Origin of the sequence: Hymenobacter latericoloratus (assembly GCF_014199535.1) — a bacterium.
GTDB classification, from domain to species: domain Bacteria; phylum Bacteroidota; class Bacteroidia; order Cytophagales; family Hymenobacteraceae; genus Hymenobacter; species Hymenobacter latericoloratus.
In genome coordinates this window covers 157,933-171,268 of sequence record NZ_JACHNV010000008.1, presented here as the reverse complement: position 1 = coordinate 171,268, position 13,336 = coordinate 157,933, and the positions used below count along the sequence as shown (strand labels likewise).

Sequence of the window (13,336 nt, the reverse complement as noted above, 5' to 3'; positions counted from 1 at the left end):
CTCTCTGGGGGTGACCCCCCCCCCCCCCCCCACCCCCCACAACATCCCGCCGTGGCCTTGTGGGGGGGGCGCCCGGGGCCCCCGGGGGGGGGGCCCCCCCCCCCCCCCCCCCCCCCCCGCCCCCCCGCCAGTACGCCCCCTACCCCCGCCGCATCCTCTCTCCATGATTCCTATCCAGAACCTCTACTACCTGCTGTGCTACGCCTGGAACCGGCTGCCGGAGCGGGCAGAGCTGCTGGCTACGGAAGCCGCCGCGTTTCACCGGCCCCTGGAGCTGCTCACGCACGTACTTCTCACTGCCACCCGGCGGCAGCTGCGCCAGGGTCTGCCGGTGGCGTACGCGGAGCGCACGGCGGAATTACCGGAGCTGCGGGGCCGGGTGCAGCTGGCTCCCACCCTCAGCCGCGACCTGCTGCGGCGCGGGCGGGTAGTTTGCCAGTTCGATGAGCTGGGCCCCGATACGCCTTTGGCGCGCCTGCTGCTGGGCACCTTGCAGCAACTCGGCCGCACCCGCAGTCTGCCGCTGGCCCTGCGCCACGAGGTGCGGGCTTTGCTGCGCCGCTTTCCGGCGGCAGTACGGCCCGAGCCGCCCACGGCCGCTGCCTTACGTGCCGTGCGCCGCCTGCGCCCCACCGGTTCCGCCGGCTTCCTGCTGAGCGTATGCGAGCTGATCTACCAGAGCGCCCTACCCTCCCCGGAGGCGGCAGGCCCCACCCGCTTCCGCGACTTCCGCCGCGACGAACAGCTGATGGCCCGTGTTTTTGAACAGTTCGTGCGCAATTTCTACCGGCTGGAGCAGCGCCGGTTTCGGGTACTGAGCGAGACGATTCAGTGGCAGGCCGAAGCGGAGGCGCCCGACGCGCTGGGCCTGCTCCCCACCATGATTACCGATACCTCCCTGGAAAGCCCGGAGCGGAAAATTATTCTGGATACCAAGTACTACGCGGCGGCCCTGAAGCCCCGCTACAACCAGCAGAAGCTGATTTCGCCCCACCTCTACCAGCTCTACGCCTACCTCCAGAACCAGCCCAAAGCCCCGGACCAGCAGCTGGAGGGCATCTTGTTGTACCCGGCCGCTACCCAGGCCCTGGATGTGCGCTACAGCCTGGGTGGGCACCCCGTTCGCATTGTCACGCTGGACCTTAGCCAGCCCTGGCCCCACATAGCCGCTGCGCTTTTAGGGTTGATTGATTAAGGAATTGGCAACGAATTCCGAGGTTCTTTGCCTATAATGCAGCCTCGCTACGGCAGTTACGTCAATTGGTTACAACTGACGGGCCTACGGCCGGCGTTTTCTTTCGCATTTCCATTCCTCCATCACCCAAACTTTTACCTTCTTGAAACGACGCGACTTCGTGGGGCTGACTGGCCTCGCTACCGGGGCCATGTTTCTGCCCTCGGTTCCGGGTTTCGGCGGCGAGCTGATAGACCCCGCCCGCCTGCTCGAACAGGTGGACCCGGCCATCAAAAAACGCCTGGCCGACGCGGCCCTGAACGCGGCCAAATCGGCGGGCGCTACCTACGCCGACGTGCGCATCGGGCGCTACCTCAACCAGAGCATTTTCACCCGCGAAAAGCAGGTGCAGAACATTGCCAACGGGGAAAGCTACGGCGCGGGCGTGCGCGTTATTGCCAACGGCACCTGGGGCTTCGCGGCCACCAATACCGTTACCGAAGCGGGCATGGCTAAGGCCGCCCAGTTGGCCGTGCAAATTGCCAAGGCCAACGCCAAAGTGCAGAAAGAGCCCGTAAAGCTGGCCCCGCAGAAAGGCTACGGGGAGGTAACCTGGAAAACCCCGATTCAGGTAAACGCCTTCGAGGTGCCGATTAAAGACAAGGTGGATCTGCTGTTGGCCGCCAACGCCAAGGCTCTCGACAACGGCGCCAACTTCGTCAACTCCGCTCTGTTCCAGATCAACGAGCAGAAGTACTTCGCCTCTACCGACGGCTCCTATATCGACCAGGATGTGCACCGCATCTGGCCGACGCTGGGCGTAACGGCCATCGACCGGGCCAGCGGCAAGTTCCGCACCCGCGAGGCCCTCAGCTCGCCTATGGGCATGGGCTACGAGTACATGCAGCCCAAAGCCCAGGACAAAATTGCCGGCCCCGCTGGTACGGGCCTGGTGGGCTACAAGTACAGCTACGACATCCTGGAAGATGCTACTCTGGCCGCCAAGCAGGCCAAGGAGAAAATCACGGCCAAGTCGGTAACGCCGGGCAAATTCGACCTGGTGCTGGACCCCAACCACCTGGGCCTGACCATCCACGAAACCATCGGGCACGCTACGGAGCTGGACCGCGTGCTGGGCTACGAGGCCAACTACGCCGGCACTTCTTTCGCGACCCAGGAGTGGAAAGCTAAGAATCAGCCCTACGGCTCCAAACTCGTCAACATCGTGGCCGATAAGCTGCAGCCCGGCTCCCTGGGCGCCGTGGGCTTCGACGATGAAGGCGTGAAAACCAAGCAGTGGGACATCATCAAGGAAGGCAAGCTGGTGGACTACCAGAAAATTCGGGACCAGGCGCACATTGTGGGCCAGAACGAGTCGGATGGGTGCTGCTATTCGCAGTCGTGGGAAGATGTGCAGTTCCAGCGCATGGCCAACATCAGCCTCAAGCCCGGCACCGAGAAAATGAGCGTGGATCAGATGATCAGCAATGTGGACAAAGGCATCTACATCGCCGGCCGCGGCTCCTTCTCTATTGACCAGCAGCGCTACAACTCCCAGTTTGGGGGCACGGTGTTCTACGCCATCGAGAAGGGCAAGATTGCCGGCATGCTCGAAGACGTGGCCTACCAGACCAACACGGTAGAATTCTGGAACAGCTGCTCCGCCATCTGCGACCAGAACGACTACCGCCTGTTCGGCTCCTTCTTCGACGGCAAGGGCCAGCCCCCGCAGGTATCGGCCGTGAGCCACGGCTCCGCCACTACCCGGTTCAACGCCGTGAACGTCATCAACACCGCCCGCAAAATTGGATAACAGCCGCCTCACCCCCTAGCCCCCTCTCCGAGGGAGAGGAGGGACTAGTTTCTAGTTTTTAGCTCTGGCAGTACAGCTACCACTATTATCTAGAATTTAGCTCTAAAACTAGTTCTCGCTCTCCCCCGGAGAGGGGGCTAGGGGGTGAGGCAAACCATCAGCATATCAACCCATATGGCCATACTTTCTCAAACCGAAGCCCAGGCTATCCTGAAAAAGGTGCTGAGCTTCAGCAAAGCCGATGAGTGCGAAGCCACGCTCAACGGCCAGACGGGCGGCAACGTGCGCTCGGCCCGCAACGCCATCAGCACCAGCGGCGGCATCGATAACGTGGCCCTCACGGTCGAGTCGCGGTTTGGCAAACGCTCGGGGGTAGCCACCTGCAACCAGTTCGACGACGCTACCCTGCGCAACTGCGTGCAGCGGGCCGAGGAAATTGCCCGCCTCGCGCCGGAAAGCCCCGAGTACATGCCCCTGCTGGGCCCGCAGAAGTACCTGGCCTCGCCGGGCAGCTTCTCGAAAAGCACTGCCGACATTACGCCCGACTACCGCGCCACCCAGGTGGGCGCCAGCATGAAGCTCTGCGACGAAAAGAAGCTGACTTCCGCGGCCTTCCTGAACGACTCGGCCGGGTTCGTGGCTAAGCGCAACAGCAAGGGCCTCGAAGCCTACCAGCAGGTATCGGGCCTGGAGTTCAGCATCACGGTGCGCACCCCAGATGGCACCGGCTCGGGCTACGCCACTGCCGACTACAACGACGCCAGCAAGTTCGATGCCCGCCGCCTAACCCAGATTGCGGCCGACAAAGCCGCCGGCTCGCGCAACGCCCAGGCCCTGGAGCCCGGCAAGTACACCGTTATTCTGGAGCCGGCCGCCCTGGTAGCCAACACCGATGCCTCGCTGCTGGCGGCGCTGATGGGCGCCCTCGATGCCCGCAACGCTGACGAAGGCCGCTCGTTCCTGAGCAAAAAGGGGGGCGGCAACCGCAAGGGCGAAAAGCTGTTCGACGAGCGGGTAACCATCTACTCCGACCCTACCCACCCCGAAATTGCCGACCTCACCTTCTCGGGCGACGGCCGCCCCCAGCAGAAGATTACCTGGATTGAGAAAGGAGTGGTGAAAAACCTCTACACCTCGCGCTACTGGGCTCAGAAGGCTGGCATCCCGGATATTCCGCGCCCCGGCGGCTGGATTATGGAAGGCGGCACCCAAAGCACCGCCGACCTGATCAAAGGCACCCAGCGTGGCATTCTGGTTACGCGCCTGTGGTACATCCGCCCCGTTGACCCCCAGACCCTGCTCTACACCGGCCTGACCCGCGACGGAACCTTCTACATCGAGAACGGCAAAATCAAGCACCCGGTCAAGAACTTCCGCTTCAACGAGTCGCCCATTATCATGCTCAACAACCTGGAGGCCATTGGCAAGCCGGTACGGGTGGGCGGCAACCTGGTGCCCCCGCTCAAAATCCGCGACTTCACCTTCACCAGCCTTTCTGACGCGGTGTAGCCTAGCGCAGCCGCGGTGTTCGTGCAAACCCGCTTGGCCCTTGCCGGGCGGGTTTTGCTTTCTTCTTTCACACAGCTGAGTGCTCTGATGGTGACCTACTAGGTTTCGCTCTCGGGTGCTTTCTTAACTAGCTTCTCACTTCCAACTTCTACTCCTTTGAACAGACGTGATTTTGTGGGCGTAACTGGCCTGGCGGCCGGGGCGCTCTGGCTACCCTCGCTACCCAGCCTGGGTGGCAACCCCGTTGACCCGGCCCGCTTTCTGGAAGGGGTAGATGTGGCCGTAAAAAAACGCCTCTCCGACGCGGCCCTGAACGCGGCTAAATCGGCGGGCGCTACCTATGCCGACGTGCGCATTGGGCGCTATCTTAACCAAGGCGTGTTTACCCGCGAGAAGCAGGTGCAGAACATCGTCAACTCCGAAAGCTACGGGGCCGGCGTACGCGTTATTGCCAACGGCACCTGGGGCTTCGCGGCCACCAACCAGGTAACGGAAGCGGGCATGGCTAAAGCCGCGCAGCTGGCCGTGCAGATTGCCAAGGCCAACTCCAAGGTGCAGAAGGAGCAAGTGAAGCTGGCGCCCCAAAAAGGCTACGGCGAAGTGTCGTGGAAAGCCCCAATTAAACAGAACGCCTTCGAAGTGCCCATCAAGGACAAGGTGGATCTGTTGCTGGCTACCAATGCCAAGGCCATGGAAAACGGCGCCTCTTTCGTGAATTCGGTGCTGTTTCAGGTGAACGAGCAGAAGTACTTTGCCTCCACCGATGGCTCCTACATCGACCAGGACATTCACCGCATCTACCCCACGTTTGGGGTAACGGTAGTGGACCGCAGTTCCGGCAAATTCCGGAGCCGGCAGGCGCTCAGCTCGCCCATGGGCATGGGCTACGAGTACCTCACGCCCAAGGCCGAGGACAAGGTAGCGGGCCCCCAGGGCTCCGATGTAGTCGGTTATAAGTATAGCTACGACATGCTGGAAGACGCCGCCCGCGCCGCCAAGCAGGCCAAAGAGAAAATCACGGCCAAATCGGTAACCCCCGGCAAGTATGACTTGGTGCTGGACCCCCACCACCTGGGCCTGACCATTCACGAGTCGGTAGGACACCCGCTGGAGCTGGACCGCGTGCTGGGCTACGAGGCCAACTACGCCGGTACCTCGTTTGCTACCATGGAGTGGAAAGCCAAGGGTCAGTCCTACGGCTCGAAGCAAGTAAACATTGTAGCCGATAAGCTGCAGCCCGGCTCCCTGGGCGCGGTGGGCTACGACGACGAGGGCGTGAAGACGAAGGAATGGATGCTGATTGACCAGGGCAAGCTGGTGGACTACCAGAAAATTCGGGACCAGGCGCACATTGTGGGCCAGAACGAGTCGGATGGCTGCTGCTACTCCCAGTCGTGGCAGGACGTACAGTTCCAGCGCATGCCAAACGTGAGCCTGCGCCCCGGCCAGGAGAAAATGAGCGTGGACCAAATGATTGCGGGCGTGGATAAGGGCATTTACATCGCCGGCAACGGTTCGTTCTCCATCGACCAGCAGCGCTACAATTCCCAGTTTGGCGGGCAGGTGTTCTACGCCATCGAGAAAGGCAAAATTGCCGGCATGCTCGAAGACGTAGCTTACCAGACCAACACCCTGGAATTCTGGAACAGCTGCGCGGCCGTTTGCGACCAGTCGGATTACCGGTTTGCGGGCTTTTTCAATGACGGCAAGGGTCAGCCCAGCCAGAGCTCCGCGGTAAGCCACGGCTCCAGCACTACCCGCTTCAACGGCGTGAACGTTATCAACACCGCCCGCAAAATCGGATAACATATGGCCATTCTTTCCAAAGACGAGTCGCAGGCTATCCTGAAGAAGGTGGTGAGCTTCACTACTGCTGATGAGTGCCAGGCTACCCTGCAGGGCCGCACCAGCGGCAACGTCCGCTACGCCCGCAACTCCGTGAGCACCGCCGGGTCCCGCGACAATGTGTCGTTGGTGGTGGAGGCACGGTTTGGCAAGCGGGCGGGGGTAGCCACCTGCAACCAGTTCGACGATGCTACCCTGCGCCGCTGCGTGCAGCGGGCCGAGGAAATTGCCCGCCTCGCCCCCGAAGACCCCGAGTACATGCCCTTGCTCGGCCCCCAGCAATACCTCACCCCAGTTAGCTACGCCGCCAGCACCGCCGGTATTACCCCCGACTTCCGGGCCCAGGCCGCCGGCGACAGTATTGCGCTGTGCGCCGCCAAGCAACTGACCGCCGCGGGCTACCTCGAAGATGGAGCGTCGTTCCTGGCCCTGCGCAATAACAAAGGCCTGGAGGCCTACCAGCAAAGCACCAACCTCGATTTCTCGGTAACGGTGCGCACCCCGGACGGAACCGGCTCGGGCTACGCCGTGGCCGACTTTACCGATGCCAGCAAGTTCAACGCCAAGGCCCTGACCCAGATTGCGGCCGACAAAGCCGCCGGCTCACGCAACGCCAAAGCCCTGGAGCCCGGCAAGTACACCGTCATTCTGGAGCCCGCCGCCCTGGTTTCCGACGAAGGGTTGCTTAACAACCTGGTGTACAATTTCGGGGCCCGCGAGGCCGACGAGGGGCGCTCCTTCCTGAGCAAGAAAGGCGGCGGCAACCGTACCGGCGAGAAGCTCTTTGATTCGCGCATTACCATCTATTCTGACCCCTTGAACGCCCAGGCTCCGAGTGGCGTATTCGATGGCGAAGGACTGCCGGTAAAGCGCATGAACTGGGTAGAGAAGGGCGTGGTCAAGAACCTGTACTACACCCGCTACTGGGCCCAGAAGACAGGCCAGCAGCCCACGGCCTTCTCTGGCAACTTCATCATGGAAGGCGGCACCCAGAGCGTGCAAGACCTGATTAAGAGCACGGCCAAGGGTATTCTGGTCACGCGCCTGTGGTACATCCGCGACGTGGACCCGCAGACGCTGCTGTTCACCGGCCTCACCCGCGACGGAACCTTCTACATCGAGAACGGCAAAATCAAGCATCCGGTGAAGAACTTCCGCTTCAACGAGAGCCCCGTGATTATGCTCAACAACATCGAGGCCATCGGGCGGCCCGTGCGGCTGGGCGGCAACCTGGTACCCCCCCTGAAAATCCGCGACTTCACCTTCACCAGCCTCTCCGACGCAGTGTAGCGTTGCTGATCAGGTTGTAATTTTGTGGCTTCTCCTGAGTGCTGGGAGAAGCCACTTTCTGTTTTATTAGATGAAGCAACTTCTACTTCTAGCTATTCTGCTAACTCCTTTTGTAGCAGCCGCGCAGGTAGCTACTCCGGTGGCTGAGTTACGCTTGGCTACCGCCGTTACGGATACCGCCGAGTACCGGGTGAACCGATATGTATCGTTTATTCCGGGCACGCTGCAGCTGGTTGATGGCCGGGCAATTTCAGGCTATATGCCGGTGCCGATGATGTACCCAGGCATGGACTACCCCTTTATTTACTACCTGACTCATCCCAATGCTACACCCACACCACCAAAGCAGGTAGTGCGGGTAGATGAGGTGCAGAGCATGATAGCCGGCAGTCACTACTTTGAGCCCATGCGCCTGGCCGGCGAAAAAAAGGTTAAGATTCTGGCCGAACGGGTAGTAAACGGTCCGGTTGAGCTATTTCTTCAGGCCGAACAGCAGAGTGTCCCGCTAGCCATTCCGTTGCCCGGCGTTATGGCCTACTCCAGTATTCCGTACAAGAACAGCCACTTCTTTGTGCGCCGCGAGGGAAGGCTCATCAAGGTCGATCGGGGAAGGTTCTACATGCAGATGAGCCAGTACCTGTCCGATTACCCAGGCCTGGCCAAAATGATAGCCAAAAGTGAAAAGGGGTACCACTACCCGGACCTCATCAGAATTGTGACGAACTACAACCGCTACAAGAGCAACCTAACGGGTAGTGGCCAGTGACCGATACTAGTCGTCGCCGAACTGCAGGGCCACATAGCCCTGAATCACGCGGTTTTTGAAGCGCGGGTCATTGAGGCCAGTAAGGTCGCGGGTATCGTCGATGTCGTTGAGGCCGGCGTTGAAGCGTGCTCCCAGCAGCAGGTTGCCCAGCTTCAGGCCCCCGCCCGCCGCCACGGTAAAATCGGTGCGCTTGAAACGGTAGCTGTTGCCGCCGCCCACCACGTTATCGTCCTGGCGCGAAACCATGAAGCCTACCTGCGGCCCGGCTTCCAGAAACACCGGCCCTACCGTTACTTTGGCCAGTACCGGCAGGTTGAGGTAGTGCAGTTTGGCGTCGTAGTTGCCGATGGCCGTGCGGATGGAGCTCCCCTGCAGCGAGTACAGCAGTTCCGGCTGAATGGATACCGGACCCAGCAATTTGGCCTCGTATAACAGGCCCGCGTGGTAGTAGGCTTTGTACTTGGTGGAAGTAGAGCCCAGATTTTCCCCGTCGAGCACGGCGGCGTTGATGCCCGCTTTTATTCCCAGTTGCGCGTGAGCCGCAGCTGTCAGCAGCAGGGCAGGCAAGAGAAGCAACATTCGTTTCATAGCACAGGTAGTGAGAAGGTTATAGGTGCAGACGCCGGGTAGTAACGTAAAACCTCCGGCGCGAGGTATGCCTGAGTTTCAACTTCAGCGCCTACCCGGCCGCTGGCCCGCTGACAGCCGAACCGGCCCGGCTTGCTTGGTTTTCGGCAGAACTTCCCCCCGGGGCGCCGAAACTTCCCCAACTTTCTCGCTTCTTGCAAGCCACCTCGGCCCCTGCCCCGGTGTCTTTGCCGCGCATCTTCTTCCTTTCGCTTCCTGCATGCCCGCTCCCTTTACCTTCGTGCGTCTGCAATACCGCTCCGGCGACTGGGATGCCGTGGATGAGCGCATGCCCGCCAACCTGCTGCACTCCCTGGTGCAGTACACCAAAGTACCCGTGAATGCCAAGGAAAAAGTGGTAGCCCTCGATTCGCCGGAGCTGTTTCGCTACCCCTTCTGCTACCTCTCGGGGCACCGGCTGGTGCAGTTCTCGGCCCCCGAGAAAAAAAACTTCGAGCAGTACGTGCGGGGCGGCGGCTTCGTGTTCGTGGACGACTGCAACCACGACATCGACGGGTTGTTTGCGCGCTCTTTCGAGGAGCAGATGCGCGTGTGCTTTGGGGCCGGCGCCCTGAAGAAGCTGCCCAAAACGCACCCCATCTACTCGCAGTTTTTCAAGTTTCCGGAGGGCCCGCCCAACACCGGCTTCGAGCTCAACGGCTGGGGCGACGACCTGGTGCACGACTACCTTAAGGGCATCGAAATTAACGGGCGCCTGGCCGTGCTCTACTCCAACAAAGACTACGGCTGCGAGTGGGACTACGACTTCCGCAACAAGCGTTTTCTGGCCGAGGACAACACCAAATTCGGAGTGAACATCATCCTCTACGCCCTAACGGCGTGAGGCTCCCCAACGGTAAGCCACCCCCACGCGGCCATCGGGCAGGATGTGGTTTTTCTCATACATGCCTTTTTCTGGTTTAATGCGCGTGGTAGGGGGCGCATCAGCGGATAGTGGCACCCAGAAATTCACACCCAGGGCCAGATCAAAACCCCAGCCGCTCCGGCTGAAGGCCTGCCAGCCCATAGACACGCCCGGCCCGGCCCAATGCTGCCACCAGTTCCGATAGCCTAAGTCGGTGCGTACCCGACGGTAGTGCAACGTGCCTGCTATATAAAGCTCCTCGGCCTTTGGCTGCAGGTTCCAGAAGTAATAACGGCCTTGTGCACCCGCTCCCCATCGAACGTCGGATATTCCCCCGCCCCAAAGCAGGGCCTCGCCCCCGATGCTGACCCGAGGCTTTACTACCCGCTCATAGGATAGCAGCACGGGCACAATTGGCTTGAAATAGCGCCTCATGAAGTTGTACTCGGCCGTGTAACCCAGCGGACCGCCAATGTCAAGCCGAATAATATTCCGCCCCCTGATCGAGTCGGCGGAAGCTGACGACTGGGCCAGGCAATCGGAGGCGCTGCCTAATAGGATTACGGTAGCTATGACGGGGAAGCTTCTGTGCTGCATTTAACAAATGGTAGAAGGGTAGCTCAGAACCGATATCCCAGGCTGATGCGGCCATCGAACACGCTGCCGTTTTCGTAGTAGGTTTCTTCCTCGTAGTAGCCGCCCCCGCGGCGGTAGTTCTGAATCTTGTCCTGGCCGATGCGCGTCCAGCTCATCAGTCCGCCCGACACATCCAGCAGGAACCGGCGCTGAGCTCCCAGCGGCAGCTGAGCCCCCAGCAGCACCCCCACGCCGCCCAGTTTGCGCCGTACTACCTCCGGCCCGTAGCCCGACTCCTGCTGAATGCCGCGGTAGCTGAGCGTAGGAGCCGCGTAGAGACCAACCAGACCCGTTTGCCGCCCCTGGTAGTAATAGTAGCGGCCCTGCGCCGCCAATCCCCAGGCACGCTCTTCGGGGCTGCCGCCATTCACCAGCACCTCAGCGTTGGCGCTCAGCCGCGGCCGCAGCTGCCGCTCGTAGCCCAGCAGCAGGGGCATCAGGATGCCGCTGTTCCCCAGCCCCGATGAGGCCAGATTGCGGGCCAGAATACCGCCCACGTCCAGCCGGAGGGCATGGCGGTACACACCGGGGGTAGGCTTCAGGCTGTCGGGGAGTGGGGCCTGAGCCTGGGCGGCCGGCGCGAGCAGGGTGGCGAGCAGCAGGGCGGAAACCAGTCGGCCCCAGTGGAAAGTGCGGGAGTAGTTGCGTATCATGGTCCGAAGTAGATACTTGCGGCGTGGGGCGGCAAACCATTCGGTATGCGCATCAGACTTTACCCACAAAAGAAAAAAGCCACCGAAAACCCCGTTCTGACGCATCCTTGCCTTCCTATATCTGACTTTGTTACGGCTTCCTCCTCTTCTCTTTCTGACTTTTCAACGCTCCACTTTCCGTGACCGAACAAGACGTAACCCGCCTCCTTCAGAAAATACCGCAGCTTAAACAGGAAATCGGGAAGGTGATCGTGGGCCAGCAGCAGGTGCTGGATGAAGTGCTGGTGGCCCTGCTGGCCGGGGGCCACGCCCTGCTGGAAGGCGTGCCCGGCCTGGCCAAAACCCTGCTGGTGCGCACCCTGGCCCAGGCCACCGACCTGCCCTTCCGCCGCATCCAGTTCACGCCCGACCTGATGCCCACCGACATTCTGGGCACCGAGATTCTGGAGGAAGACCACGGCACCGGCCACCGCTCCTTTAAGTTCAACGAAGGCCCCATCTTCGCCAGTCTGGTGCTGGCCGATGAAATCAACCGGACGCCGCCCAAAACCCAGGCCGCCCTGCTGGAGGCCATGCAGGAAGGCCACGTAACCTACGCCGGCCAGGAGCACGCCCTGCCCAAGCCCTTCTTCCTGCTGGCCACCCAGAACCCCATTGAGCAAAGCGGCACCTACCCCCTCCCCGAGGCCCAACTCGACCGGTTTCTGCTGTACGTGCGCATCGGCTACCCCACCGAGCAGGAGGAGCTGGCCGTGCTGAGCGGCACCACCGGCACCAGCCGCCAGCAGGTGCAGCCGGTGCTGGGCGGTGAGGAAGTGCGCCAGCTCCAGCAGCTTACCCGCCAGGTGAGCATCAGCGAGGAGCTGCTGGGGCTGGTCAACCGCTTGGTGCGCGCTACCCGCCCCGCCACGTCGGAAGTGAAGTTTATCCGCGACTATGGCCGCTGGGGCGCCGGTCCGCGCGCCGGGCAGGCCCTCATTCTGTGCGCCAAGGCCCGCGCCCTGATTCACGGCCGGTTTGCCGCTACCCTGGAGGATATTCAGGCCCTGGCCCCGGCCGTACTGCGCCACCGGGTGCTGCTCAATTTCAACGCCGAAGCCGAAAACCTCACCCCCGACGATGCCGTGCGGGAACTGCTGAAAGCCGTTTCCTTGTGAGGGTGCGGGGGTGTGAGGGCAGGAGTTGGAGGAAGGACCAGTGCTTCCTCGTCCCAGCATCCCCTTTCCCTACCCCCCTACCCCCCTACCCCCCTACCCTCACACCCTATAAAACGTGCTGACGCCCGAACACCTCCACGCCCTGCACAACCTGCCCCTGGCCGCCCGGCGCGCCGCTGAGGGGCTGCTACACGGGGCGCACGCCAGCCGGCGGCGCGGGACGGGGCTGGAGTTCAGCCAGTACCGCCCCTACCAGCCCGGCGACGACCTGCGCCGCCTCGACTGGCGCCTGGCCGCCCGCTCCGACCGATACTACCTGCGCGAGTCGGAGGTGGACACCAGTCTGGTGGTGCACCTGGTGCTGGATGCCACGGCCAGCATGAACCACCGCGACGACAACGGCCTGACCAAGCTTGAGTATGGTCGGCTGCTGTGCGCGGCCCTGGCCTATGTGGCCAGCCAGCAGGGCGACGCTGTGTCCCTGACCATTCTGCACCCGGCGGGCCTGCGCCACCTGCCACCCCGCGCCGATGCCCGCCAGCTGCCCCGCCTCTACCACGCCCTGGAAACGGCCGAAGCGGCTGGCTCTTTCCCTGACGCGGCTACCCTGGCTCCCCTCACGGCCCGCCGCCAGCCCGCCCTCACTATTTGCGTCAGTGACCTGTATGAAGAGGAAGGGGAGATTGAGCGCCTCCTGACCCGGCTGCGCGCGGCCTCCGGCGAGGTGCTTCTGCTCCATTTACTGGCCCGCAATGAGTTGGAATTCACCTTCCGGGGTGCCGTGACCTTCGAGGACCTGGAAACCGGCCGCACCCTGCAGCTGGATGCCGACCAGCAGCGCCGCGCCTGGCAGCAGCACCTGCAGCAGTGGCTTCGCGACACGGCCCAGCGTGCCCGCACCCACGCCTTCGACTACTACCAGCTCAGCACGGCCGAACCCCTGACCACGGCCCTGCGCGAATTTCTGCGGCGGCGCAGCTTGGGGTAGCTCCTGATTGGCA

12 protein-coding genes are annotated in these 13,336 nt (G+C 62.1%); 9 read left to right on the top strand and 3 right to left on the bottom strand.

The annotated features are described in order from the left end of the window. Positions 1 to 163 precede the first annotated feature (163 nt). From GGU46_RS19455 to GGU46_RS19430, 6 genes are all read left to right on the top strand, one after another. Positions 164 to 1,195, top strand: a complete 1,032-nt coding sequence (locus GGU46_RS19455; protein WP_183405230.1) for a 5-methylcytosine restriction system specificity protein McrC — start codon at positions 164 to 166, stop codon at positions 1,193 to 1,195. 142 nt (positions 1,196 to 1,337) lie between these two features. Beyond that, positions 1,338 to 2,987, top strand: coding sequence for a TldD/PmbA family protein (locus GGU46_RS19450; RefSeq protein ID WP_183405229.1), 1,650 nt, complete (start codon positions 1,338 to 1,340; stop codon positions 2,985 to 2,987). A 174-nt stretch (positions 2,988 to 3,161) separates the two neighbouring features. After that, on the top strand, positions 3,162 to 4,496 hold the full coding sequence (locus GGU46_RS19445; protein ID WP_183405228.1) for a TldD/PmbA family protein: 1,335 nt from the start codon (positions 3,162 to 3,164) through the stop codon (positions 4,494 to 4,496). A 156-nt stretch (positions 4,497 to 4,652) separates the two neighbouring features. Next, entirely contained in the window at positions 4,653 to 6,302 is a 1,650-nt protein-coding gene (locus GGU46_RS19440; RefSeq protein ID WP_183405227.1) for a TldD/PmbA family protein, read from the top strand. Between the two features lie 3 nt (positions 6,303 to 6,305). Then, positions 6,306 to 7,631 (top strand): TldD/PmbA family protein, encoded by a 1,326-nt coding sequence (locus GGU46_RS19435; protein WP_183405226.1) that lies wholly within the window; start codon positions 6,306 to 6,308, stop codon positions 7,629 to 7,631. Positions 7,632 to 7,701: 70 nt separating this feature from the next. Beyond that, complete coding sequence (locus GGU46_RS19430) at positions 7,702 to 8,397, top strand: hypothetical protein (protein ID WP_183405225.1); 696 nt, start codon at positions 7,702 to 7,704, stop codon at positions 8,395 to 8,397. 6 nt (positions 8,398 to 8,403) lie between these two features. On the opposite strand, the gene GGU46_RS19425 is transcribed toward GGU46_RS19430, so the two are convergent. Further along, a complete protein-coding gene (locus tag GGU46_RS19425; RefSeq protein ID WP_183405224.1) occupies positions 8,404 to 8,985 on the bottom strand; it encodes a porin family protein in 582 nt (193 codons plus the stop codon). Positions 8,986 to 9,244: 259 nt separating this feature from the next. Between GGU46_RS19425 and GGU46_RS19420 the strand changes: the two genes are divergently transcribed. Further along, on the top strand, positions 9,245 to 9,868 hold the full coding sequence (locus tag GGU46_RS19420; RefSeq protein WP_110978861.1) for a DUF4159 domain-containing protein: 624 nt from the start codon (positions 9,245 to 9,247) through the stop codon (positions 9,866 to 9,868). Here GGU46_RS19420 and GGU46_RS19415 read toward each other — a convergent pair. Next, positions 9,857 to 10,486, bottom strand: coding sequence for a hypothetical protein (locus tag GGU46_RS19415; protein ID WP_183405223.1), 630 nt, complete (start codon positions 10,484 to 10,486; stop codon positions 9,857 to 9,859). The two genes, GGU46_RS19420 and GGU46_RS19415, sit on opposite strands and share 12 nt — an antisense overlap. A gap of 23 nt (positions 10,487 to 10,509) precedes the next feature. Next, positions 10,510 to 11,178, bottom strand: coding sequence for a hypothetical protein (locus tag GGU46_RS19410; RefSeq protein ID WP_183405222.1), 669 nt, complete (start codon positions 11,176 to 11,178; stop codon positions 10,510 to 10,512). Between the two features lie 179 nt (positions 11,179 to 11,357). Here GGU46_RS19410 and GGU46_RS19405 point away from each other — a divergent pair, with 179 nt between their 5' ends. Together GGU46_RS19405 and GGU46_RS19400 are read left to right on the top strand one after the other, a co-directional pair. Then, on the top strand, positions 11,358 to 12,335 hold the full coding sequence (locus tag GGU46_RS19405; protein WP_183405221.1) for an AAA family ATPase: 978 nt from the start codon (positions 11,358 to 11,360) through the stop codon (positions 12,333 to 12,335). Between the two features lie 115 nt (positions 12,336 to 12,450). Beyond that, the gene (locus tag GGU46_RS19400; protein WP_183405220.1) at positions 12,451 to 13,323 is read left to right on the top strand and encodes a DUF58 domain-containing protein; all 873 of its coding nucleotides are present in this window, start codon (positions 12,451 to 12,453) and stop codon (positions 13,321 to 13,323) included. The last annotated feature ends 13 nt before the right edge of the window (positions 13,324 to 13,336 follow it).